Source organism: Amycolatopsis sp. NPDC057786 (genome assembly GCF_042797905.1).
Taxonomy (GTDB): Bacteria; Actinomycetota; Actinomycetes; order Mycobacteriales; family Pseudonocardiaceae; genus Amycolatopsis.
Genome location: NZ_JBHVKW010000009.1, coordinates 21,443 through 45,533 on the forward strand (window position 1 = coordinate 21,443; position 24,091 = coordinate 45,533).

The window sequence follows — 24,091 nt, forward strand, 5'->3', positions numbered from 1 at the left end:
CACGCGAGTCGTCCATCCCAACACGTGTGTCGTCCATCCAGTCACGCGAAAACGCCACCGGCACATCGGCAGCAGGTAGCTGAGACACGGCTGGCTCTAACCAGAATCGCCACTCACGACCACCCCGACCCACCACGTTCCGGCGTCCCTGGCCGCCCGCGGTATGCGAGGGCCCCGAACGCGATGAAAGAGGCCCCTTCATTGCAGTCAAGAGAGCGCGGTCAGCCTTCCCAGGCCGCCTTGTGCAGCTTCCGCAACGCCCGTACCGCGGCCACCGCGCGTTCCCTGTCCACCGCCTGCACCGCCATGACCGAGTAGTACTCGTCGTCCGGCAGCTCCAGCCGCGCCCACGAGGCCCCGTCCGGGAAGCTCACCGAGAGCACCTCGTTCCACGCGAACTTCTTGGTCATCAGCACGTTCCGGACCTCGATGCCGTCGGCGTCGGCCTTCACGCGCGCGGTCGCGAACAGCATCGTGCCCGCGGCGAGCAGGACCCCGATGCCGATCATCGCCGCCTGGTCGGACGGCTGGAAGATCACGCCGGTGTCCGAGCCGCGCAGCAGGACCGCGACGACCACGAACGTCGCCAGCATGATCACCGCCAGCACCGAGCACATCACCAGAGCACGGCGGGGCCGCACCACCACGACCTCGGACTCCGTCATCACATCCGCCTCGACGCTCACACGAATCCCCGCTCGGTCCACGGCTGGCGCAGGTTCCGCAGCGCGTGCGCGGCGTCCAGCGCGGCGACCGTCGCTTCGTAGCCTTTGTCCTCGACGGAGCCGGGCAGCCCCGACCGGTCGAGGGCTTGCTGCTCGGTGTCGCAGGTGAGGACGCCGTTGCCGACCGGGGTGCTCTCGTCGAGCGCGACCCTGGTCAGGCCCGCGGTGACCGCGTCGCAGACGTACTCGAAATGCGGCGTCCCGCCCCGGATGACCACGCCCAGCGCGACGACCGCGTCGTGCGTGCGGGCCAGCGCCTGCGCCGCGACGGGCAGCTCGACGGCGCCCGCGACGCGCACGACCGTCGGCTCTTCCTCCAGGTCGGCCGCCTTGGCCGCCTCGATGGCGCGTTCCAGCAGCGCGCTCGTGATCTTCGTGTGCCAACGCGTGGCCACGATCCCGAGCCGGATGTTCTTACAGTCGGACAGGTCGAGTTCGACCTCCGGACGGCCCTCGCCGCTCACCGCGTGCCACCTCCGTTGCCCTGGTCGACCTCGGCGCCGACCTGGTCGAAATGCTCCAGCTGGGACAGGTCGTGCCCCATCCGGTCCCGTTTGGTCTTGAGGTAGCGCAGGTTCTCCGGGTTCGGCGAGATCGGCAGCGACACCCGCCCGCTCACCCGCAGGCCGTAGCCCTCCAACCCGACGCGTTTGGCCGGGTTGTTCGTCAGCAGCCGCATCGAGCGGACGCCGAGGTCGCACAGGATCTGCGCGCCGGTGCCGTAGTCCCGCGCGTCGGCGGGGACGCCGAGCTGCAGGTTCGCGTCGACGGTGTCCGCGCCGGCGTCCTGTAGCTGGTAGGCCTGCAGTTTGTGCAGCAGCCCGATGCCGCGGCCTTCGTGACCGCGGATGTAGAGCACGATCCCCCGCCCTTCCTTGGCGACCGCTTCCAGCGCGGCCTCCAGCTGCGGGCCGCAGTCGCAGCGCAGCGAGCCGAAGACGTCACCGGTCAGGCACTCGGAGTGCACGCGGACCAGGATGTCCTCGCCGTCGCCGATCTCGCCGTAGACGAACGCGATGTGCTCGATCCCGTCGAGCAGGCTGTCGTAGCCGACCGCCCGGAACGTGCCGGCGGACAGCGGGATACGCGCCTCGGCCACCCGCTCGACCTGCTTCTCGGTGCGCCGCCGGTACGCGATCAGGTCGGCGATGGTGATCATCTTGAGGTCGTGGTCCGCGGCGAAGACCTCTAGCTCGTCGCGGCGGGCCATGTCGCCCTCGTCCTTCTGCGAAACGATCTCGCAGAGCACGCCGGACGGCGAGAGCCCGGCGAGCCGGGCCAGGTCGACGGCGGCTTCGGTGTGCCCTGGGCGCCGCAGGACGCCGCCCTGCTTGGCGCGCAGCGGGACCACGTGGCCGGGCCGCCGGAAATCCGACGCCTTGGACACGGGGTCGGCGAGCAGCCGGACGGTATGCGACCGGTCGGCCGCGGAGATACCGGTGGTGATGCCCTCGGCGGCGTCGACCGTGACGCTGTACGCGGTGCCGCGCTGGTCCTGGTTCGTGTGGTACATCGGCGGCAGATCGAGGCGGTCCGCCTCGGCCTCGGTCAGCGCCACGCAGACGTAACCCGAGGTATAGCGCACCATGAAGGCCATCAGTTCGGGCGTGGCCTTCTCCGCCGCGAAGATCAGGTCGCCCTCGTTCTCGCGGTCCTCGTCGTCCACCACGACGACCGGACGGCCCGCCTTGATGTCGGCGATGGCCGCCTCGATGGCATCGGCGTTCACGGCCACCCCGCTTCCACAGGGGGTCAGTTCGGCCGACCCCGGAATCGCACTCGTCTCGCTCACGCCCGCTCCTCCGTACCGCCATTGTCCCCCTGCGCGCGCAGGTGCGGCATGGCCAGCTTTTCGACGTATTTGGCGACCACGTCGACCTCGAGGTTCACCAGGTCGCCCGGGGTGTTCCGGCCGAGCGTGGTGAGGTCGAGAGTGGTCGGGATCAGGGCGACGGAGAACTCCTCGTCGGTCACCGAAGCGACCGTGAGAGAGACGCCGTCGACCGCGATCGAACCCTTCTCGACCACATACCGGGACAGCTTCTTCGGCAGCGCGAACGTGGTGAGTCCCTGCTCGTCGCGTTTGAGGAAGACGCCGGTGCCGTCGACATGGCCCTGCATGATGTGCCCGCCGAGCCTGCCGCCCGCCGGCGTCGCGCGTTCGAGGTTGACCACGTCACCGACGTGCACCTTCGCGAGGCTGGAGCGTTGCAGGGTCTCGTGCACGACATCGACGGTAAACTCACCGCCCGTCACCGCGACCACGGTGAGGCACACGCCACTCACCGCGATGGAGTCGCCGTGCCCGGCGTCGCTGGTCACCAGCGGCCCCCGAACGGTCAGTCTCGCGGCGTTCGGGACCTGCTCGACCGCGGTGACCTCGCCGAGTTCCTCGACAATGCCGGTGAACACTCCTGCTGCCCTCCTCCTGGCTCGCACCGTCGATGGAAACGGTGCTCCCCACATCCAACACCCATCGGGACCGATTCCTTCTCCTGACCCGACGGCGGATCAAGAGGCGGGCTCAGCTGCGGACGCGGGCCGCCTGCTCGCGCAGCGCCGCGACCGCCTTACCAGGGTCTTCGGCGCCGTAGACGGCGGAACCGGCGACGAAGCAGTCCACACCGGCTTCGGCGGCCCGCTCGATGGTGTCGGCGTTGATCCCGCCGTCGATCTCGACGACGAGCTTGAGGTGGCCGGTGTCGACCAGGCGCCGCGCGGTGCGCACCTTGTCGAGGACGCCCTCGATGAACGACTGACCGCCGAACCCGGGCTCGACCGACATCACCAGAAGCGTGTCGTAGTGCTTGAGGGTCTCGAGGTGGTCCTCGATCGGCGTGTTCGGCTTGATCGACAGACCGGCCTTCGCCCCGGCGGCGCGCAGGTTCTTCGCCAGCGCGATCGGGTCGTGCGCGGCCTCGACGTGCACGGTGACGTTGTAGGCGCCCGCCTCGGCGTACCCGATGGCCCACTTGTCGGGGTTCTCGATCATCAGGTGGCAGTCGATCGGCACGTCGGTGGCCTTGAGCAGCGACTTCACCACAGGCAGGCCCAGAGTCAGGTTCGGCACGAAATGCGCGTCCATGACGTCGACGTGGACCCAGTCCGCGCGGGTCTCCCCCTCCCCCGCGACGGCGCGGATCTCGTCGCCGAGCCGGGCGAAGTCCGCGGAGAGGATGCTGGGTGCGATCAAAGGTCGGTGAGCCACGCGCCCGAGTGTAAGAGGGCGCCGCTAACGCCCGCTAACCGGCTGTGACCGGCGACCCGGTCTGGAGTATGACGCGAAATGGCACCGCAGTGGGAGGTGCGCGCACGCGCCGCCGAATAGCGTTCCGGTCATGGTCAACCCACTCAAGCCCCTGGTCCGGATCGGCAGTTACCGCAGCCTGCCGTTCGGTTTCCTCGGCATGGCGATCACCGCGATCCCGTTCCCGATCGCGCTCGTCCCCGCCGTCCTCATCCCGGGCGACGTGCGGGCGAAGGCGGTCTACGGCGTACTCGCCATGGGCGTGCTGGTCGCGCTGGCCGGCTTGCCTGGGCCGATGCGGCGGGTCGGTATCTGGTTCTCCAACCAGATGCTGGGCACCCGGATCGCGCAGCCCCCGCCGAACACGAAGGTTGCCTGGGCGGAACGCCGGCGCTCGGCCGCCTGGCTGCTCGCGCACACCGCGCTCGGCTGGGTGCTGTTCGGCCTCGGCTGCTTCCTGTTCCTGGGGTTCGTCCTGACCCTGGTGTGGGCGGGAGGTGGCGGCAGTCCCATCGCGATCTTCGGTCAAGAGGTGACGATCCAACCCGGCGTCGCCGGAGCGTGGACCCTGCCGATCGGGTTCTTCACACTCGTCGTGATCGCGTACGTCCTCGCCGGCTTTACCAAACTGTTCCAGTACAGCGCCGTCACGCTGCTGGGCCCCTCGGCCGCCGAACGCGTAGCCGCGGCCGAAGTCCGGGCGAACCACTTCGAACAGCGCAACCGGCTGGCCCGCGAACTGCACGACTCCATCGGCCACACGCTGACGACGTCGACCATCCAGGCCGCCGCGGCCGCCGAACTGGTCGATTCCGAACCGAACCTGGTACGCCGGGCACTGGGCACCATCGAGGAGTCGTCCCGTGCGGCGCTCGAAGACCTCGACCACGTACTGGGCCTGCTGCGGGACGACCGCTCCTCCCGCGAACCCGAACGACGGCTGATCGAGGCCGGCACACTGGCCGAACGGGCTCGCGCGGGTGGCGCGGTGATCGACTACGAGCTGACCGGGCCCGCCGCGGAACTTCCCGCGACCCTGTCGCGGGAGGCGTACCGGATCGTCCAAGAAGGACTGACGAACGCGCTGAGGCACGCCCACCCCGGCCCGGTGACCGTGCGGGTCGCGGTACTCGCCGACGCGGTGCGGATCGAGATCGTGAACCCGCTCGTGGAGCACGCGGTCCCGTCCGGCCGCGGCGGCAACGGACTGCCGGGGCTCACCGAACGTGTCGAAGCGCTGCGCGGCGAACTCGTCGCGGGGCCCGCCGTCGACGGGGAACCGCTGTGGCGGCTGGTGACCACGATCCCGCTACGGTCGCGCTCATGACACTGCGGGTCCTGATCGTCGACGACGAACCCTTGCTGCGCGCCGGTTTGCGCTCGCTGCTGGACAACCAGCCCGATCTGACCGTTGCCGGAGAGGCCGGTGACGGCGGCGAAGTGGTCGATCTGGTGCGGCGGACGCGTCCCGACGTGGTCCTGATGGACGTGCGGATGCCAGGAGTGGACGGGATCGAGGCGACCCGGCGGGTACTGGCCGAAATCCCCGAACCGCCGAAGGTCCTCGTGATCACGACGTTCGACAACGACGACTACGTCTACGACGCGCTGCTCGCCGGCGCGAGCGGATTCCTGCTGAAGCGGGCCCGCAAGGAAGAGTTCGCGCACGCCATCCGGACCATCGCCGCCGGGGAGACACTGCTCTTCCCCGACGCGATCCGCCGGATGGTCACCGCGCGACCGGCGCCGTCCGGCCTCGCTCCCCGGCCGTCCTCGCTGACGAAACGGGAGACCGAGGTGCTGCGGCTCATCGCCACCGGCATGTCCAATGTGGACATAGCGGCCGAGCTGGTGATCAGCCTCGAAACCGTCAAGACCCATGTGGGCAACATCTTCGGGAAGCTGGGAGCGGCCAACCGCAGCCAGGCGGTGGTGTTCGCCTACGAGACCGGCATCGTCGCACCGGGGCACAGCCTGCGCTGAGCCTTCACGGGCAGGTAGGGCAGACCCCCGGTCCGGTATGGGGACTGCCCCATGGCCACCGCGGCCGGGCGTCCCTAGCGTGGCATCCATGCGAAAATCCTTGCCAGGCAAGAAGATCATCGCCGCCGGTTCCCTGGTCGCGCTGCTCGCCGCGACGACGGCCACCCCGGCGCTCGCCGCGACCGGAGACCGGCACGACGTCGACAAAGCGCTGAAGACGCTGGTACAGGACGGAGTCCCCGGCGCGCAGGCGACGGTGACGACCCCGTCCGGGCGGACGTGGTCGGAGCGCGAAGGCGTCGGGAACGTCGAGACCGGGGCGCCGTTCCCGCACGGCTCGAAGTTCCGGGCGGCCAGTATCACCAAGACGTTCGTCGCCGTCGTGGTGCTGCAACTGGTCGCCGAAGGAAAGGTCCGGCTGGACACGCCGATCGACCGATACCTGCCCGGGCTCGTCAAGGGGAACGGCAACGACGGCACGAAGATCACCGTGCGGCAGCTGCTCCAGCACACCAGCGGGATCTACAACTACCTCCGGGACCTCGACCTCGAGGAATGGCGGCACCGCGGCGCCGAACCCGAAGAGCTGGTGGCGATCGGCCTCGCGCATCCGCCGTTGTTCGCGCCCGGTACGAACTGGTCGTACTCCAACACGAACTACATCATCGCCGGGATGCTGATCGAGACGCTCACCGGTCGGTCCGTCGCCACCGAAATCCGCAGCAGGATCTCCCAGCCGCTCGGCCTGCGCGACACCTCCCTGCCGTCGCGTGGCGACGAAGGCCTGCCGTACCCGCACGCCAGGGGCTACGCGCCGGGTCCCGCCGGCCTCACCGACTACACCGAATTCGATCCGTCGGCCGCCGGGGCCTCCGGCGGGCTGATCTCGACCGGCGCGGACCTGAACCGGTTCTATGGCGCGCTCGTCGACGGCCGCCTCCTGCGGCGCGCGGAACTGGCGGAGATGCAGCGCACCGTTCCGGCGCCCGTCGGGCTCCCCGGCGCGGAGTACGGTCTCGGCATCGCGTCCGTCCCGCTGTCGTGCGGCGGCACGTTCTGGGGGCACGGCGGGAACATCGTCGGCTACGCGAACCTGTCGGGCGCCGTCCCGCACGGCAGGCGGGTGAACGTCGTGGTGAACCTGAACCCCGCGCCGCCCAAGGTCGCGGACGACCTCACCAAGGCGCTGGACACCGGGTTCTGCGCCCGCTAGACCGCCGGAAGCAGGTCCAGCACGGAGGTCCACGAGGCCTCCGGGCTGAGCCTCGCGGTGGTGACCCCGGCCGACGCGAGCGTGTCGAGATGGCGCCGCCACGCCGGATGGTGGATCCGCGTGTCCTGGATCTGGTAGCCCAGCACGATCGTGATCCCCGGCGTGCCGAGGACGTCGCCGAGCAGGGTCAGCGCCTGGTTGTCGGCGATGCCCAGCGCCAGTTTCGCCACGGAGTTCGCGGACGCGGGGGCGAAGAGGAACACCTCGGGATCCGGATGCGGCCGGGGTTCGCCCGGCAGCCGGGAGGTACTGCGGACCGGCAGCTCGGTGCACTTCTCCAGGTCACCGAGCCCGCCGGTCTCCTCGAGCCAGCGGGCCGCGGTGGGGGTCAGCGTGATCGCGAGTTCCCAGCCGCGGTCCGCGGCCGGTTTCGCGAGCTGCGCGGCGAACCGGGTGTCCAGTCCGCCGCACGAGCTCGCGACCAGGCCGAGGACCCTGCTCACCCGGCGGAGTCCGGCTTCCGCAGGACGGCGCAGAACATCGCGTCCGTGCCGTGGCGATGCGGCCACAACTGGACGTACGGACCGTTGCCGAGCTGCGGGACGTCCGGAAAGAACTCCCGCGCGTCGACGATCTCGGCACCGGCGCGGCGCGCGGTCTCCCCCACGACGCCTTCGGTCTCGGCCAGGTGCGGCGAACAGACGACATAGGTGACGACGCCGCCGGGCCGGACGAGGTCCAGCGCCGCGGTGATCAGCTGGCCCTGCAGTTTCGTCAGGTCCGAGATGTCGCTGGGCTGACGGCGCCAGCGCGCCTCCGGGCGGCGCCGCAGCGAGCCGAGACCGCTGCACGGCGCGTCGACCAGGACGCGGTCGTAGCCCGGCGTGAGGCCGGTCTCACGGCCGTCGGCGACGTGGACCGTCACCGGCAGGCCCTGGACGGCGTTCTCGATCAGCTTCGCGCGGTGCGGCGCCTTCTCGACGGCGTCGACGGTCGCGCCGCTGATCGCCGCCAGCGCGCCGAGCAGCGCGGCCTTGCCGCCGGGGCCGGCGCACAGGTCCAGCCAGCGCTCGTCAGTGCCGGTGAGCGGGACCTTCGTGACGGCGACGGCGCACAGCTGGCTGCCCTCGTCCTGCACGGCGGCCAGCTTTTCCTTGATCGGCTCGATATCGCCGGGGTCACCGGAGCCCGCGGGCATCCGGACACCGTAGGGCGAGTAGGGCGCGACGTCGCCGCCGGTGATCGCGGCCAGTTCGTCGGCGCTGATCTCGCCGGGCCGGGCGACCAGGTGGACGTCGGGGCGGTCGTCGTCGGCCTCCAGGGCCGCCTTCAGCTCGGGCCCCTTGTCCCCCAAGGCTTCCGCGAACGACCGGGCTACCCAGCGCGGATGCGCCGTCCGCAGGGCGTAAGCCCCGATCGGATCGACGGCCTCGTCGGGCGCCAGCTCGTTCAGCCAGGTCTCTTCGTCCTTTTCGGACACCGAGCGCAGCACGGCGTTCACGAAACCCGCGATCCAGGAACCGACTTCGGCGCGGACGAGGTCCACAGTGGACCCGACGGCGGCGTGCTGGGGGATGCGGGTGCGCAGCAGCTGGTACGCGCCGAGCCGCAGCCCGTCCAGCACGATGGCGTCCACCTTGGCCAGCGGCCGGTCGAGGCAGGCCTCGATGACGGCGTCCAGCATGCCGACCGCGCGGCAGGTGCCGTAGGTCAGTTCGGTGGCCAGCGCCGCGTCACGACCGGAGATCCGGCGGGTGCGCAGCAGTTGCGGCAGCACCAGGTTCGCGTACGCGTCGTCCTCACGGACCGCGCGCAGGACGTCGAAGGCGACCTGACGAGCCGGGTCGATCTGCGGCGGGCGGCTCGGCCCCTCTTTACGCTGGCCGGGACGGCCGCGATCCGGCCTCGACGGCCGGCGTTCCCTACGCTCGTTCACTGCAGGCGCTCTCCTTGTTCGATCCTCGTACCGCGCGCCCAGTCGGTGGCCGCCATCCGCTTCTTCCCCTGCGCCTGCACCTCGCCCAGCCGCACCGGCTTCGACGCCGTGCCGACCAGGACCCGCTTGCGCTCCACGACCAGTTCGCCGGGCGGGGGCCCCGGCTCGTCGACGACCGTCACCGGGCCGAGCTTCAGCCGCTCGCCCCGGAACTCCGCCCACGCGCCGGGTTCCGGCGTGACCGCGCGGATCTGCCGGTCGACCGCGGTGGCCGGGTCGGCGAACGACACGCGCGCGTCCTCGACGGTCACCTTGGGCGCGTAGGTCACTCCGTCGCCGGTCTGCTCCACCGCGCGCAACGTTCCGTCGGCGATTCCGTCCATCGTGGACACGAGCAGCTTCGCCCCGGACTCCGCCAGCCTGGCGAGCAGCTCCCCGGCGGTGTCGGTGCCGGTGATCTGCTCGGTGACCACGCCGAAGACCGGTCCCGCGTCGAGTTCCTTGACGATGCGGAAGGTCGAGGCGCCGGTGATCTCGTCCCCGGCGCGGATCGCGGCCTGGACCGGCGCGGCGCCACGCCACGCGGGCAGCAGCGAGAAGTGCAGGTTGACCCAGCCGTGCGCCGGGATGTCCAGCGCGGCCTGGGGCAGCAACGCCCCGTACGCGACCACCGGGCACGCGTCGGGCGCGATCTCCGCGAGCCGGGCGAGGAACGCGGGGTCACTCGCCTTCGGCGGGGTCAGCACCTCGATCCCGTGCTCGTCGGCCAGCGCGCCGATCGGGGACCGGACGAGGCGGCGGCCGCGGCCTGCCTGCGCGTCCGGGCGGGTCACGACGGCGACGACCTCGTGCCGCTCGGACGCGAGGAGCGCGCGCAGCGACGGGACGGCGGGTTCGGGGGTGCCGGCGAAGACGAGGCGCATCAACGCACCTCCACCGGGGGGACGGGTACCTCTGACTGGGCGAACATCGCCGCTCAGTCTAGAAGGAGCTCACCACCCCGGCGCGCTCGCTCCACTCGTGGGGGCTGAAGGACGCTTTCCCCGCATGTCATGTGGGGAAAGCGCCCTTCACCGCTTGAGATGCGGGGCTACCGAGGTGGCCAGGGCAGCACGACGGCCGCCGAGCCGCCACCCCGGCGCGTGGGTTCGGCGGCGGCGAGCCACCGGCCGTCCCGCAGCCGTTCGACCCCGGTCGCCGCCCCGATCTCCGCGGGCGCCGTCGAGAAGCCCTGCCCCTTGGCCTTCAGCGCCTTGAGCACCTCGGTCTGGTCCAGGAACGCCTGCTCGACCTGCGCGGCCGCCGAGTTCCGCTGCGAGGCGCGCGGTTCGGCGATCGCGTCGACGAGCTTCAGGCCGCGGTCGATTCGGCCGGTGAGGATCTGCAGCACCGTGGTGATGATCGACGCGCCACCGGGCGAGCCGACCGCGAGGAACGGCTTGCCGTGGTCGAGCACGATGGTCGGCGCCATCGACGAACGCGGCCGCTTGGCCGGGCCCGGCAGGTTCGGGTCGGGCACGCCCGGCGTCACCGGGGTGAAGGAGAAGTCGGTCAGTTCGTTGTTGAGCAGGAATCCGCGGCCCGGCACGACGATGCCGCTGCCGCCCTCCTGCTCGATGGTCAGCGTGTACGCGACGACGTTGCCCCACCGGTCGGCGACCGTGAGGTGCGTGGTGTTCTCGCCCTCGTACGGCGTCGGCGCGGGGTTCGTCCCCGCCACGCACGGCGTGGGCTTGCGCGGGTCGGCGGGCGCGACCGGGCTCGTCCCGGCCTTCGCGGGGTCGATCAGGCACGCGCGGCTGTCGGCGAACTTCTGGCTGATCAGTTCCTTCGCCGGGACGTCGACGAAGGCCGGGTCACCGATCCACCGGTTGCGGTCGGCGAAGGCGTACCGCGTCGACTCCAGGAAGTAGTGCAGGTAGTCGGCCTTCTCCAGCTTGGAGAGCTTCGTGTTCTCGAGGATGTTCAGCGCTTCGCCGACGGTCAGCCCACCGGACGACGGCGCGGGCATGCCGTAGACGTCGAGGCCGCGGTACTTCGTCTTGGTCGGCTTCCGCTCGACGACGCGGTACTTCGCGAGGTCGGCCGCCGTCATGTCACCGGGGCGCACCTTAAGCGTCGAGGCGGGGTCCACCGGCGGCTTCCGGACGGTGTCGACGACGTCCGCGCCGATCGGGCCGCGGTAGAGCACGTCGGTGCCCTTCGCCGCAAGCTGCGCGTACGTGCCCGCGAGGTCCGGGTTCTTGAACGTCGAGCCGACCGCGGGCGGCGCGCCGCCGGGCAGATACAGCGATCTGGTCGACGGGAACGCCGAGAAGCGGGCGGCGTTGTTCGCGATCTGGGTGGTGAAGGTCTGGTCGACGGTGAAGCCCTTGCGGGCGAGCTCTTCGGCGGGCTTGACCGCCTTCGCCAGCGACCTGGTCCCCCATTTGCGGAGGGCTTCGTCCCAGGTGGCGGGTGTGCCGGGCACGCCGACGCCCAACCCGCTGGTCACCGCTTCGGGGAACGGGATCGCCTTCCCGTTCTCGACGAAGAGGTTCTCGTTCGCCGTCGACGGCGCGGTCTCGCGGCCGTCGAGGGTGTGCACCTTGCCGGTGCGCGCGTCGTAGTAGACGAAGAAGCCGCCACCGCCGAACCCGGCGGAGAACGGGTCGGTGACGCCGAGCGCGGCGGCCGTCGCGACGGCGGCGTCGACGGCGTTGCCGCCCTCACGCAGGATCTTCGTGCCGATCGCGGTCGCGTCCGCGTCGATACTCGACACCGCGCCCAGATAGCCGACGGCGGTCGGCGACTTGGGTGTCGGTGGTGCCGCGGCCGCGGTGCCCGGCGCGGCGGTGCCGACCAGTGCGGCGATCGCGGTGACTGCGGTGATGCGTCCCAGAGTGCTTCTGTGCGCGGCCATGGCGCGAGTCTGCCCCGCCTGTCCACCTCGGACAAGACCCGGCCGGACCTGCGAACGTCGGTAGTGCCGGCGGGCATCGGTGAGAAGAATGCGGCCCATGAAGACACCCGGCAGGCGGTGGAGCGCGCTCCTCCCGCTGCTCATCGCACTCCCCGTCCTCGCTGTCCCCGGCCTCGCGCAGGCCGAAGAGGCGCGTGCCTGCTTCGACGCCTCCGCCGCGATCACCGTCGAGGAGAAGCGGCTCACCGCGACCCTGCCTTCGGGTGGGCCGGCGGTCGGTCCGGAGCTCGTCCGGCTCGCCGGATTCGACAAGCTCGTCTCCGACTTCACGGACCGCCTGTGCGCGACGAAGACCGCTTTGCGCGCCGGGAAGCTCGCCGAGACCGCCGGTGACGGGCTCTGGCGGACCGCCGTCGACCGCGCGCAGGGCCGCCGTCCCGATCTCGGCAGCATCGACAAGGCCGACGACCGGCCGCTGTACTGGGCGCGTCTGCAGATGAGCAAGGCGCTGCGGCAGTGGACGCCGCGCTTCCCGCTGTCCGCGCCCGCCCGCGCGGAGCTGCTGAAGACGTTCGACTTCGGCGCCCGTGGACTCGACGACGCCCGTTTCCCGTCCGGCCAGAAGCTGCGACGCGTACTGGTGAGCGGCTTCGACCCTTTCACCCTCAACGGCGCAGGCGTCCGCATCGCGAACCCGTCGGGCGCGGCCGCGCTGCACCTCGACGGCAAGGTGATCCAGACCCCGGCCGGGCCCGCGCGGGTGCAGGCCGTTTCGTTCCCGGTGGTGTGGAGCTACTTCGACGCCGGCATCGTCGAGGCGGCCTACGGCCAGGCGTTCACGGACCGCTTCCGCCGACCGGAGCTGATCATGACGATCAGCCAGGGCCGCCCCGGCCGCTTCGACATCGAACGCTGGGCCGGCGCGTGGCGCGGTGGCTCGCCGGACAACCTCGACGAGCCGGTCCGCGGCCCGGTCCCGCCCGCCGACGGCTGGCCGCAGCCGGACGTCCAGTTCATCGAAACCACGCTGCCGTACGAAAGGATGCTCGCCGCGCCCGCCGGGGCGTACCAGGTGCTGTACAACCAGGCGTTCTGCGTCTGGCCGGACAGCACGAAGCCGGGGATGGGCACCGCCGTGTGCCGGACGGACGCGCCCAAGCCCGGTGAGATCGCCGCTTCCGGTGGCGGCGGCAACTATTTGAGCAACGAGTCCATGTTCAGAAGTAACCGGCTTCGGACCGGCCTCGGCCTGGACGGGATCGCGGGTGGGCATCTGCACACGCCCGTCCTCGGCACGCCCGCCGATCCTTCGGCGCTGACCGACGCCGACTTCGAAGCGCGGCGGGCGGCGATCTCGTCGCAGATCGTCACCCTGCTGACCGCCGCTCTGGGCGGCTCGGCCACGAAGCCCGCTACGCCCGCTCCGGGCTCTTCGGCCCGCGCCGACGTCCTCGCCACCCCCGGCACGACACTCTGACACCAGGCATTTCGTCCTCTGAATGCGGTCCTTGCACCGCATCCAGAGGACGAAATGCGGGGGTCAGATGAGCTCCAGGGGGTCCAGCTGGATCCGGATGGGCTCCGAGGCCTTGCGCGCGTCCCGGCGGGCGGCGGCCGCGTGGATCGCGGCGGCGAGCGCCTTCCCGTCCGGACGCGCGACGCGCACCAGTGCCCGTTCGCGTTCGGCGTTGCCGTCCTCGTCGACCTCGCCGAGCGGCACCGGGCCCAGCACCTCACCGGTCTCCGGGAGGGCGAGGTCGTCGAGCAGTCCGGCGACCGCGTCCGGCGTGCCCTCGATACTCGCCATCCGCATCGCGGGCGGAAACCCGAGTTCGCGCCGCTCGGCCAGTTCCATGCTCGCGTGCCAGCCCGGATCCCAGCGCACCAGAGCCTGCACGACCGACAAGCCCGCTTCCGCGCCGACGAACACCCGGCCGCCCTCGGTCCCCGGCCGCACCAGCGCCGCGGCCGCCATCCAGCGGCGCAGGGTCTCCTCCCCCGCTCGCAGGTCCTGCCGTCCGAGCAGCGCCCAACCGTCGAGCAGCAGCGCCGCGCCGTAGCCCCCTTCCGCGACCGGCTCGGCTCCCGGCGTGCACACCACCAGCGCCGGTTTTCCGGGCACGGACGCCAAAACCTCCGACGCACCCGATGTCCGCACGGGGAACCCGGAGAACGCGCGGCCCAGTTCCTCCGCGGTCCGCTTCGAGCCGACGACGACCGCCCGCAGCCGGACGGAACCGCAAGCGGCGCAATGGAAGTTCGTCTCGGGGACACCGCACCACCGGCACGCGGGCGGCCTCGGCGAGCCGTCGATCAGCCCGCCGGGCAAGGACAACGGGCCGGCGCAACGACGGCAATGCGCCGACGTCCGGCAGTTGCCACAAGCGAGCCCCGGGACGTAACCGCGACGCGGAACCTGCACCAGGACCGGGAATCCGCCGGCCAACGACTGCCGCGCCGCCTCGAAGGCGACCGACGGGAGCCGCGCGGCCTTGGCCGCTTCGTCCCGGGCGACGTCGAAGTCCTCACCGACCGGCGTGACCCGCGGCGCGGCCGCCCGCAGTTCGGGGCGTGCCGCCACGAGGGGCTGCGCCCAGCCCGATTCCACCAGGAACTGCGCCTCGGCGGTCCGGGCGAACCCGGCGACGAGCATGGAGCCCTTCGCGGCGTGCGCGCGATCCATCAGCACGTCGCGGACGTGAGGGTACGGCGCGTGCTGGTCGAGGTGGACGTCGTCGCCGTCGTCCCACACCACGAACAGGCCAGGATCGGCGACCGGCGCGAACATCGCCGCGCGCGTGCCGACGACGACGCGCACCGCGCCGCGCAGCACCGCGAGCCACCGGCGATAGCGCTCGGCCGGCCCCAGCCCCGCGATCAGCGCGACCACGGAATCGGCGCCCAGCAAGGAAACACACGCGTCGTGGAGTCGCGTCAGGTCGCGGTGGTCGGGAACGACCATGACGACCCCGCGTCCGGCCGCGGCCGCGACGGCGGCCGCTTCGGCGAGGCGGCGAGGCCAGTCCTCGCCCGGCAGCGCCTGCCAGACGGCGTTGGCCGGACGCCGTTCCGCGACGGCCTCCAGGAACGCCGGACCGCTCTGGTACTTCTCCCAGGCGGTGGTTTCGGGCGGCTCCGGCACCGGCGCGGGTTCGGCGGGCGGTTCGGCCTCGACCTTCGCGTGCCGGGACGGGATCGCGAGCCGCAGGACGTCGCTGAGCGTGCCGCCGTACCGGTCCGCGACGGACCGGCAGAGTGTCAGCAGCGCCGGAGGCAGCACCGGCTCGCTGGAGGTCACCCGGTCGATGTACGCGAGCTTCCCGGTGAACTCCGTGGTGTCGGCGCGTTCGACGAGGTACCCGTCGACGAGCTGTCCCGCGAACCGGACACGGACCCGGCAGCCGGGTACGGCGGCTTCGTGCAGCTTCTCGGGGATCCGGTAGTCGAAGGTCCGGTCGAGGTGCGTGAGCGGGATGTCCACGACGATCCGCGCGACCGGGTTCTCGGGCGCGGGGTTCTGCGCGCCGCGGCGGCTGGCCATCTTCGCGCGCGCCGGTTTGGCCTTCCGCGACGGCTCGGCTTTCGGCGCCGGAAGGTCCCACAGCGGGGTCGGTTCGGGACTGCTGCTCACCCGGTGATCTCTACCAGACTCGGTCGCCACCGCCCGTCACCGCGTGCAATGAAAGGTCCTTTCCTAGCAAATTTCGCAAGGAAAGGACCTTTCATTGCACGCGAGTTGGGCACGTCTCGCCGCGGAGTTCCGTGAAGGACCCCTTCACACGGCTCAGCCGGAGAAACTCGACCTTCACACCTTCCCAAGTACATGAAGGCCCCCTTCCTTGCGCCTAGCGCTGTGAAGGACCCCTTCATGTACTGCCGCAGACGTAGAGAAGGCCTCCTTGAGGGACTCTGGCTCTGGGGCCCTCAAGGAGGCCTTCACGGACGGAACCAGGCGGCTAGGCGCCCGCGGCCGACTTCAGGTCCGCGGCCCGCGCCGTGCTCTCCCACGGGAGATCCAGCTCGGGACGGCCGAAGTGGCCGTACGCGGCCGTCGGCGCGTAGATCGGGCGAAGCAGGTCGAGGTCGCGGATGATCGCGGCCGGACGCAGGTCGAAGACCTCCTGGATGGCGGCCTGGATCTTCGACGGGTCGACCGTCTCGGTGCCGAAGGTCTCGACGAAGAGACCCACCGGGGCCGCCTTGCCGATCGCGTACGCCACCTGCACCTCGGCACGCGAGGCGAGCCCGGCGGCGATGACGTTCTTCGCCACCCAGCGCATCGCGTACGCGGCCGAGCGGTCCACCTTGGAGGGGTCCTTGCCGGAGAACGCGCCGCCACCGTGACGGGCCATGCCGCCGTAGGTGTCGACGATGATCTTGCGGCCGGTCAGGCCGGCGTCACCCATCGGGCCGCCGATGACGAAGCGGCCGGTCGGGTTGACCAGCAGCCGCACGTTGGAGGTGTCGAGCCCGAGCTCGGCGATCTCCGGGGCGACCACGTGCTCGCGGACGTCGACGCCGAGCATCTGCTCGAGGTCGATGCCGTCGGCGTGCTGGGTGGACACGACCACCGTGTCGAGCCGCACCGGCTGGTCGCCGGCGTACTCGATGGTGACCTGGGTCTTGCCGTCGGGGCGCAGGTACGGCAGCACGCCGTCCTTGCGGACCCTGGTCAGCCGCTGCGAGAGCCGGTGCGCCAGCGCGATCGGCAGCGGCATCAGCTCGGGGGTGTCCGAGCAGGCGTAACCGAACATCAGGCCCTGGTCGCCCGCGCCCTGACGATTGATCTCGTCGTCGTCGGACTCGACGCGGGACTCGTACGCCGTGTCGACACCCTGCGCGATGTCGGGCGACTGGGAGCCGATCGCGACGTTGACGCCGCAGGAGTTGCCGTCGAAGCCCTTGGCCGAAGAGTCGTAGCCGATCTTCAGGATCACGTCGCGGACGATGGTCGGGATGTCCGCGTAGGCCTCGGTGGTCACCTCGCCGGCGACGTGCACCTGCCCGGTGGTGATGAGGGTTTCGACCGCGACCCGGCTTCGCGGGTCTTTAGCCAGCAGACCGTCCAGGATCGAGTCGCTGATGGCATCGCAAATTTTGTCGGGATGACCTTCGGTCACCGATTCCGACGTGAACAGTCTGCTCGTGGACGCGCTCACGGTGGCCGTCACTCCCTCACCTAGACGTCTGATGCCCAGTAAGTTAGGCACCCCTCAGCTTGCAATCAAGCCTACTGACAATCGCTTGGGGGGCTCTCAACGCTTCATCAAGGTCACAACAGCATCCCACAATGTGGACGCCAGTTCAGCCTTGGCGCCGAGAGGGATCGGGATTTCGGTGCCGTCCGCCCCCAGCAGCCAGCCGGAGTTGTCCTCGGTCCCGAAGGCCTTCCCCTCACCGACGGCGTTCACCACCAGCAGGTCCGCGCCCTTGCGCTTCAGTTTGACCCTGGCGTGATCGAGGACGCCGCCCTTGTCGTCCCCGGTCTCGGCGGCGAAACCCACGACCACCTGGCCGTTTGTCCGGTTTCGCACCAGTTCGGCCAGGATGTCCGCGTTGCGCGCGAGCTCGACCACCGGGTCCGGCGAGTCGTCGGACTTCTTGATCTTGTGGTCCGCCCGGTTCGACGGCCGGAAATCGGCGACGGCCGCGGCCATCACCACGACGTCGGCGGTGGCGGCCTCGGCGTGCATCGCCTGGCGCAGCTCCTCGGCGGTCGACACGTGGACGACCTTCGCACCCGCGGGCTCCGGCAGCGCGATGGTGTGCGCGGCGACCAGCGTGACGTCGGCGCCGCGCTGGGCGGCGACCCTGGCCAGCGCGTAGCCCTGCTTGCCCGACGAACGGTTGCCCAGATACCGGACCGGGTCCAGCGGTTCACGGGTGCCGCCGGCCGAGATGGCCACGCGCACGCCTTCGAGGTCGCGCGGGAGCGCCTTCGGCACGGCGAGCAGGAGCCGGGCGAGGTCGACGATCTCGGCGGGGTCGGCGAGCCGTCCCTTGCCGGTGTCCTTGCCGGTCAGCCTGCCCGCGGCGGGTTCGGCGACGACCAGGCCGCGCGAGCGCAGCAGCGCCACGTTGTCGCGGGTGGCCGGGTGCTCCCACATCTCGGTGTGCATCGCCGGGAAGAAGGCGACCGGGCACCGGGCGGTGAGCAGGGTGTTGGTCAGCAGGTCGTCCGCGATGCCGTGCGCGGCCTTGGCGAGCAGGTTCGCCGTGGCGGGCACGACGATCACCAGATCGGCTTCCTTGCCGACGCGGACGTGCTGCACCTCGGGCACTTCGGTGAACACGCCGGTGTGCACCGGGTTCCCGGACAGCGCCTCGAAGGTGGCCGCGCCGACGAAGTTCAGCGCGGCTTCGGTGGGGACCACGCGGACGTCGTGACCGGATTCGGTCAGCCCGCGCAGGACCTCACAGGCCTTGTAGGCGGCGATCCCGCCGCCTACGCCCAGAACAACGCGGGGTTTACTCACCCTCGGTGTGCTCGAGCAGGCCGCCGTGGATCTCGCGCAGGGCGATGGACAGCGGCTTCTCCCGCGGGCCCGGCTCGACCAGAGGGCCGACGTACTCCAGCAGGCCCTCGCCCAGCTGGGCGTAGTAGTCGTTGATCTGGCGAGCGCGCTTGGCCGAGTAGATCACCAGCGCGTACTTCGAGCTGACCTTCTCGAGAAGGTCGTCGATGGGCGGGTTGGTGATGCCTTCGAGCTCTTCGTGCAGCGTGGCCTGAGTCGTCACTCGTGGTGCTCCGAATCTACGGGTTATTTGTCGCCGGTTATCAAGTTTAGCAACTGCTCAGCGGCCTCTCGCACGTCGGCGTTGACGACGCGCTCGTCGAACTCCCCGGCGGCGGCGAGTTCGCGTTCCGCCTCGGCCAGCCTGGCCTTCACCGCGGCTTGGTTCTCGGTGCCGCGACCGGTCAGCCTGCCGACCAGTTCTTCCCACGACGGCGGCATCAGCATCACCAGCCGGGCCTCCGGCATCGCCCTGCGGACCTGCCGCGCGCCCTGGAGTTCGATCTCCAAGACCGCGTTGAGTCCCGATTTCAAGGCCCGCTCGACGGGCCCGCGCGGGGTGCCGTAGCAGTTGCCCGCGAACTCGGCGTGTTCGAGCAGTTCGCCGCCGGCGACCATGCGGTCGAACTCGGCCCGGTCGATGAAGTGGTAGTGCTCGCCGTCCACCTCACCCGGCCTCGGCTTCCTGGTGGTCACCGAGACGCTGAAATAGATCTCCGGATCCAGCTTGCGCAGCTCCTTGGCCACGCTCGACTTCCCGACCCCCGAAGGCCCTGAGACGACCGTGAGCCGGTGCCGGGATTCGACTCCCGCCACCGGCTCACCGCCGCGGTCAGCGCCCGGGTTCACCGGGTGGTCCTGACCGATGCCGCTCACTCGCCGCTGAATTCGGCCAGCAGCGCCTTGCGCTGCCGGTCGCCGAGGCCGCGAAGACGACGGCTGGGTGCGATCTCCAGTCGTTCCATGGTCTGCTGGGCACGGACCTTGCCGACGCCCGGAAGAGCCTCGAGCAGAGCCGAGACCTTCATCTTGCCGAGAACTTCGTTCTCCTCGGCCTGCTTCAACACGTCGACCAGAGTGGTACCGCCCCGCTTCAGCCGCTCCTTCAGCTCAGCACGGATGCGGCGGGCGGCGGCGGCCTTCTCCAGCGCCGCAGCGCGCTGTTCCTCTGTCAGCTGGGGAAGTGCCACGTTTTCCTCCGGTAGTTCTCAAATCTGGGTGGGTGTGGCGACGGTACCCACCCGTTACCTCGGCCCACAATGCGGGGGTGGCTGGTCATGACGGATTCCCGGGCCTGCTATTGGCCTTTTTCCAGGGGACCGAGGGAATCCCGTGTCCGCCGAACGGCCGCACGCAACGCTTCGGGGTCCGGTCCGTGCTTGAGGACGTCACGAGAGGACGCCGGGAGCACACCAGGGAGTCCTGGGCCGAAAAGGCCCCGGAGATCGGCCACGGTGGCCCCCTGGGCCCCGAAACCGGGCGCCAGGATCGGACCGTTCAGCTTGCTCAGATCGAGCTCTCCCGGCGCGATGGTGGCGCCGACGACGACACCGATGTCACCCAAGGGCCCGGCGCCCGCGTTGTACGCGGCCGCCGTGTCGACGATGTCCTGCGCGACGGTCTTTCCGTTGGGCAGCAAGGCGTTCTGCAATCCCTGCGCCTCCGGGTTGGAGGTGCGCGCGAGCACGATCAGCCCCTTGCCCTGTGCCTGCGCTACGTCGATCGCGGGAGCCAGCGAACCGAACCCGAGGTACGGCGACACCGTGATGGCGTCCGCCTCGAGTTCCGCGCCCGCGGGCAGGAACGCCGCCGTGTACGCCGCCATCGTCGAACCGATGTCGCCGCGTTTGACGTCCAGCAGGACGAGCGCGCCCGCCTCCCGGCACACCTTCATCGTCTTGGCCAGAACGGCGACCCCAGGAGGCCCGTAGGCCTCGAAAAAGGCCGACTGGGGCTTGATCACCGCGACCTCGGGCGCGAGCGTCTCAGCGGCCGTGAGGGCGAACTTCTCCAAACCGCTCGCGTCCGCGGGGAGACCCCACGCCTGGAGCAGCCCGGGATGGGGGTCGATCCCGGCGCAGAGCGGTCCCTTCTCCGCGACCGCCCGCGCCAGCCTCGCCCCGAACCGCTCGCTCATGCCTTGGCCTTCAGCGCCGCCTGGAGGCTCTGCAGCGACCGCACGCCGATGTCGCCCTTGATGACGGCCTCTATCCCGTGCACGGCCGCCGCCGCGCCCTGCACCGTGGTGATGCAGGGGATGTCTCGCGACACCGCGGCGGTGCGGATCTCGTAGCCGTCGATCCGCGGACCGCTGTTGCCGTACGGGGTGTTGATCACCATCTGGACCTCACCGCTGAGGATGACGTCCACGACGTTCTGTTCGCCCTCGGCGGAACCCTCGTAGTGCTTGCGCACGACGGTGCAGGCGATCCCGTTGCGCCGCAACACTTCCGCGGTGCCGGACGTGGCGAGGATCTCGAATCCGAGGTCCGCCAGCCGCTTCACCGGGAACACCAGCGAACGCTTGTCGCGGTTGGCGACGGAGACGAACACCTTGCCCGACGTCGGCAGCGAACCGTAGGCGCCGGCCTGCGACTTGGCGAACGCCTTGCCGAAGGAGACGTCCACGCCCATGACCTCGCCGGTGGACTTCATCTCCGGGCCGAGCAGCGAGTCGACGCCGTGGCCCTCGGGGGTGCGGAAGCGGTGGAACGGCAGGACCGCCTCCTTGACCGCGACCGGCGAATCGGCGGGCATGTGGCCGCCGTCACCCTCGGCGGGCAGGACGCCGGACTCGCGCAGATCCTTGATCGACGAGCCGGTCATGATCAGCGCGGCGGCCTTGGCCAGCGGCACCGCCGTCGCCTTCGACACGAACGGCACCGTCCGCGACGCGCGCGGGTTGGCCTCCAGGACGTACAGGACGTCGTCCTTGAGCGCGTACTGGACGTTCAGGAGCCCGCGGACGCCGACGCCGCGCGCGATGGCCTCGGTCGAACGGCGCACGGTCTCGATGTCGGTCCGGCCCAGCGTGATCGGCGGCAGCGCGCACGAGGAGTCGCCGGAGTGGATCCCGGCCTCCTCGATGTGCTCCATGACGCCGCCGAGGAAGAGCTCTTCGCCGTCGAACAGGGCGTCGACGTCGATTTCGATGGCGTCGTCGAGGAACCGGTCCACCAGTACCGGGTGCTCGGGGGTGACCTCGGTGGCGCGGTGGATGTAGCCGGCGAGGGATTCCTCGTCGTAGACGATCTCCATGCCGCGCCCGCCGAGCACGTAGGACGGCCGCACGAGGACCGGGTAGCCGATCTGGTCGGCGATCCGCTTCGCGCCCTCGAACGAGGTCGCCGTGCCGTACTTCGGCGCGGGCAGCCCGGCGTCGGTGAGGACCTCGCCGAACGCGCCGCGGTCCTCGGCGAGGTGGATCGCGTCCGGGGAGGTGCCGATGACGGGGACACCGGCGTCGGCGAGGCGCTTCGCGAGCGAGAGCGGGGTCTGACCGCCCAGCTGCACGATGACCCCGGCGACGGTGCCCGACTCCTGCTCGGCGTTGACCACTTCGAGGACGTCCTCGAACGACAGCGGCTCGAAGTAGAGCCGGTCCGAGGTGTCGTAGTCGGTGGAGACGGTCTCGGGGTTGCAGTTGACCATGACGGCCTCGAAACCGGCGTCGCGCAGGGCGATCGCGGCGTGCACGCACGAGTAGTCGAACTCGATGCCCTGCCCGATGCGGTTCGGACCGGAGCCGAGGATCAGCACCTTCGGCTTGTCGGTCTGCGCGGTGATCTCCGATTGCGCCGCGGGGTCGGTCTCGTAGGCCGAGTAGTGGTACGGCGTCTTGGCCGCGAACTCGGCCGCGCAGGTGTCGACGGTCTTGTACACCGGCCGCACCCCGAGACGGCGGCGCAGCGCGCGGACGCCGTCCTCCCCGGCCAGTTCCGGCCGCAGCGAGGCGATCTGGCGGTCGGAGAGGCCGATCCGCTTGGCGCGCCGCAGCAGCGGCTCGTCGAGCACCTGGGCGTCGCGGACCTCGGCGCCGACCTCGCCGATGAGGGCGATCTGGTCGATGAACCAGGGATCGATCCCCGACGCCTCGTGCACCTGCTGGACCGTGGCGCCGAACCGCAGCGCCCGCTCGACCTCGTAGAGCCGGCCGTCGTGCGGCGTGCGCAGCGTCTCTAAAATCGAGTTCAGCGTCACCCCCTCGGGGTCGGGGCGGGTCCAGAAGCCGGTGGCCTTGGTGTCGATGGACCGCAGGGCCTTGCCGAGCGCCTCGGGGAAGCTGCGGCCGAACGACATCGCCTCGCCGACGCTCTTCATCGTCGTGGTGAGCGTCGGGTCCGCACCGGGGAACTTCTCGAAGGCGAACCGCGGCACCTTCACCACGACGTAGTCCAGCGTCGGCTCGAAGGCCGCCGGGGTCTCGCCGGTGATGTCGTTGCGGATCTCGTCGAGGGTGTAGCCGATGGCGAGCTTCGCGGCGATCTTGGCGATCGGGAAGCCGGTCGCCTTCGACGCCAGCGCGCTCGACCGCGACACGCGGGGGTTCATCTCGATGACGACCATGCGGCCGTCCTCGGGGTTGATCGCGAACTGGATGTTGCAACCGCCGGTGTCGACGCCGACCTCGCGCAGCACGGCGATGCCGACGTCGCGCATGTGCTGGTACTCGCGGTCGGTCAGGGTCATCGCGGGCGCGACGGTGACCGAGTCGCCGGTGTGCACGCCCATCGCGTCGATGTTCTCGATCGAGCAGACGACCACCACGTTGTCGTGCCGGTCGCGCATGAGCTCGAGTTCGAACTCCTTCCAGCCGAGGACGCTCTCCTCGATGAGCACCTCGGTGACCGGCGACTCGGTGAGCCCGGTGGAGGCGAGCCGCTCCAGCTCCTCGTCGGTGTGCGCCATCCCCGAGCCGAGCCCGCCCATGGTGAACGACGGCCGGATGACCACCGGGAGGCCGACCTCGGCGACGGTCGCGCGGACCTCGTCCATGTCGTGGCAGACCCGCGACCGCGGCACCTCGCCGCCGATCGTGCGGACGATGTCCTTGAACTTCTGCCGGTCCTCACCGCGCTGGATGGCCTCGACGTCGGCGCCGATCAGCTCGACGCCGTACTTCTCGAGCACGCCGCGCTCGTGCAGGGCCACCGCGCAGTTCAGCGCGGTCTGCCCACCGAGGGTCGCGAGGATCGCGTCGGGACGTTCCTCGGCGATGACCTTCTCGACGAATTCCGGGGTGACCGGCTCGATGTAGGTGGCGTCGGCGAACTCGGGGTCGGTCATGATGGTCGCCGGGTTCGAGTTCACCAGCGAGACGCGTAGTCCCTCTTCGCGGAGTACGCGGCAGGCCTGGGTGCCGGAGTAGTCGAACTCCGCCGCCTGGCCGATCACGATCGGTCCGGAGCCGATCACCAGCACGTGCTGGATGTCTGTCCTCTTCGGCATTACTTGGCCTTCTCCGTGTTGATCATGGCGCGCGGTCGACGAACGCGTAGCCGGGCCGTGAGTTCTTGAATTCCGTTGCGGTCCGCGCCGAAGGCGGCCCGCCTCCACGTTCGCGAGGCCTT

General features: G+C 70.5%; 21 protein-coding genes. 4 read left to right on the top strand and 17 right to left on the bottom strand.

Going from position 1 to position 24,091, the window contains the following annotated elements:
- Window positions 1-221: 221 nt before the first annotated feature.
- The 5 genes from ACFVM3_RS08565 to rpe form a co-directional block, all read right to left on the bottom strand.
- Window positions 222-665: a PH domain-containing protein gene (locus tag ACFVM3_RS08565; protein ID WP_378436884.1), complete on the bottom strand. Its 444-nt coding sequence runs from the start codon at window positions 663-665 to the stop codon at window positions 222-224.
- A 17-nt stretch (window positions 666-682) separates the two neighbouring features.
- The gene (ribH, locus tag ACFVM3_RS08570) at window positions 683-1,189 is read right to left on the bottom strand and encodes a 6,7-dimethyl-8-ribityllumazine synthase (RefSeq protein WP_378436886.1); all 507 of its coding nucleotides are present in this window, start codon (window positions 1,187-1,189) and stop codon (window positions 683-685) included.
- Window positions 1,186-2,460, bottom strand: a complete 1,275-nt coding sequence (locus tag ACFVM3_RS08575; RefSeq protein WP_378437055.1) for a bifunctional 3,4-dihydroxy-2-butanone-4-phosphate synthase/GTP cyclohydrolase II — start codon at window positions 2,458-2,460, stop codon at window positions 1,186-1,188. The genes ribH and ACFVM3_RS08575 overlap by 4 nt, the downstream gene beginning before the upstream one ends.
- A gap of 53 nt (window positions 2,461-2,513) precedes the next feature.
- The gene (locus tag ACFVM3_RS08580) at window positions 2,514-3,137 is read right to left on the bottom strand and encodes a riboflavin synthase (protein ID WP_378436888.1); all 624 of its coding nucleotides are present in this window, start codon (window positions 3,135-3,137) and stop codon (window positions 2,514-2,516) included.
- A 112-nt stretch (window positions 3,138-3,249) separates the two neighbouring features.
- Window positions 3,250-3,918, bottom strand: a complete 669-nt coding sequence (gene rpe, locus ACFVM3_RS08585; RefSeq protein WP_378437057.1) for a ribulose-phosphate 3-epimerase — start codon at window positions 3,916-3,918, stop codon at window positions 3,250-3,252.
- Window positions 3,919-4,063: 145 nt separating this feature from the next.
- On the opposite strand from rpe, the gene ACFVM3_RS08590 reads away from it, so the two are divergent.
- The 3 genes from ACFVM3_RS08590 (at window position 4,064) to ACFVM3_RS08600 (ending at window position 7,168) form a co-directional block, all read left to right on the top strand.
- A complete protein-coding gene (locus ACFVM3_RS08590) occupies window positions 4,064-5,299 on the top strand; it encodes a sensor histidine kinase (RefSeq protein WP_378436890.1) in 1,236 nt (411 codons plus the stop codon).
- Window positions 5,296-5,955, top strand: coding sequence for a response regulator (locus ACFVM3_RS08595; protein WP_378436891.1), 660 nt, complete (start codon window positions 5,296-5,298; stop codon window positions 5,953-5,955). The genes ACFVM3_RS08590 and ACFVM3_RS08595 overlap by 4 nt, the downstream gene beginning before the upstream one ends.
- 88 nt (window positions 5,956-6,043) lie before the next feature.
- Window positions 6,044-7,168: a serine hydrolase domain-containing protein gene (locus tag ACFVM3_RS08600; RefSeq protein WP_378436893.1), complete on the top strand. Its 1,125-nt coding sequence runs from the start codon at window positions 6,044-6,046 to the stop codon at window positions 7,166-7,168.
- Here the strand turns inward: ACFVM3_RS08600 and ACFVM3_RS08605 are convergent.
- The 4 genes from ACFVM3_RS08605 to ggt all read right to left on the bottom strand — a co-directional run bounded on the left by ACFVM3_RS08605 (window position 7,165) and on the right by ggt (window position 12,006).
- Complete coding sequence (locus ACFVM3_RS08605; protein WP_378436895.1) at window positions 7,165-7,671, bottom strand: flavoprotein; 507 nt, start codon at window positions 7,669-7,671, stop codon at window positions 7,165-7,167. The two genes, ACFVM3_RS08600 and ACFVM3_RS08605, sit on opposite strands and share 4 nt — an antisense overlap.
- Window positions 7,668-9,104, bottom strand: a complete 1,437-nt coding sequence (locus tag ACFVM3_RS08610) for an RsmB/NOP family class I SAM-dependent RNA methyltransferase (RefSeq protein ID WP_378436896.1) — start codon at window positions 9,102-9,104, stop codon at window positions 7,668-7,670. The genes ACFVM3_RS08605 and ACFVM3_RS08610 overlap by 4 nt, the downstream gene beginning before the upstream one ends.
- Window positions 9,101-10,027 carry a methionyl-tRNA formyltransferase gene (gene fmt, locus ACFVM3_RS08615; RefSeq protein WP_378436898.1) on the bottom strand — a complete coding sequence of 309 codons (927 nt, stop codon included), beginning with the start codon at window positions 10,025-10,027 and terminating at the stop codon, window positions 9,101-9,103. The genes ACFVM3_RS08610 and fmt overlap by 4 nt, the downstream gene beginning before the upstream one ends.
- Before the next feature lie 167 nt (window positions 10,028-10,194).
- Entirely contained in the window at window positions 10,195-12,006 is a 1,812-nt protein-coding gene (ggt, locus tag ACFVM3_RS08620; protein ID WP_378436900.1) for a gamma-glutamyltransferase, read from the bottom strand.
- A gap of 97 nt (window positions 12,007-12,103) precedes the next feature.
- On the opposite strand from ggt, the gene ACFVM3_RS08625 reads away from it, so the two are divergent.
- Complete coding sequence (locus ACFVM3_RS08625; RefSeq protein WP_378436902.1) at window positions 12,104-13,483, top strand: hypothetical protein; 1,380 nt, start codon at window positions 12,104-12,106, stop codon at window positions 13,481-13,483.
- A gap of 63 nt (window positions 13,484-13,546) precedes the next feature.
- Here the strand turns inward: ACFVM3_RS08625 and ACFVM3_RS08630 are convergent, their stop codons facing one another.
- The 8 genes from ACFVM3_RS08630 to carB all read right to left on the bottom strand — a co-directional run bounded on the left by ACFVM3_RS08630 (window position 13,547) and on the right by carB (window position 23,969).
- Window positions 13,547-15,637 carry a primosomal protein N' gene (locus ACFVM3_RS08630; protein ID WP_378436904.1) on the bottom strand — a complete coding sequence of 697 codons (2,091 nt, stop codon included), beginning with the start codon at window positions 15,635-15,637 and terminating at the stop codon, window positions 13,547-13,549.
- Between the two features lie 325 nt (window positions 15,638-15,962).
- Complete coding sequence (gene metK / locus ACFVM3_RS08635) at window positions 15,963-17,165, bottom strand: methionine adenosyltransferase (RefSeq protein WP_378437059.1); 1,203 nt, start codon at window positions 17,163-17,165, stop codon at window positions 15,963-15,965.
- A gap of 96 nt (window positions 17,166-17,261) precedes the next feature.
- The gene (coaBC, locus tag ACFVM3_RS08640; RefSeq protein WP_378436906.1) at window positions 17,262-18,482 is read right to left on the bottom strand and encodes a bifunctional phosphopantothenoylcysteine decarboxylase/phosphopantothenate--cysteine ligase CoaBC; all 1,221 of its coding nucleotides are present in this window, start codon (window positions 18,480-18,482) and stop codon (window positions 17,262-17,264) included.
- Window positions 18,475-18,744, bottom strand: coding sequence for a DNA-directed RNA polymerase subunit omega (gene rpoZ, locus ACFVM3_RS08645; RefSeq protein ID WP_005152353.1), 270 nt, complete (start codon window positions 18,742-18,744; stop codon window positions 18,475-18,477). Before rpoZ ends, coaBC begins: the two co-directional genes overlap by 8 nt.
- 23 nt (window positions 18,745-18,767) lie before the next feature.
- Window positions 18,768-19,397 (bottom strand): guanylate kinase, encoded by a 630-nt coding sequence (gmk, locus tag ACFVM3_RS08650; protein ID WP_378436908.1) that lies wholly within the window; start codon window positions 19,395-19,397, stop codon window positions 18,768-18,770.
- Window positions 19,394-19,711, bottom strand: a complete 318-nt coding sequence (gene mihF, locus ACFVM3_RS08655) for an integration host factor, actinobacterial type (RefSeq protein ID WP_003096398.1) — start codon at window positions 19,709-19,711, stop codon at window positions 19,394-19,396. The genes gmk and mihF overlap by 4 nt, the downstream gene beginning before the upstream one ends.
- 107 nt (window positions 19,712-19,818) lie before the next feature.
- Complete coding sequence (gene pyrF, locus ACFVM3_RS08660; RefSeq protein WP_378436910.1) at window positions 19,819-20,658, bottom strand: orotidine-5'-phosphate decarboxylase; 840 nt, start codon at window positions 20,656-20,658, stop codon at window positions 19,819-19,821.
- Complete coding sequence (gene carB / locus ACFVM3_RS08665) at window positions 20,655-23,969, bottom strand: carbamoyl-phosphate synthase large subunit (protein ID WP_378436912.1); 3,315 nt, start codon at window positions 23,967-23,969, stop codon at window positions 20,655-20,657. Before carB ends, pyrF begins: the two co-directional genes overlap by 4 nt.
- Between the last annotated feature and the right edge of the window lie 122 nt (window positions 23,970-24,091).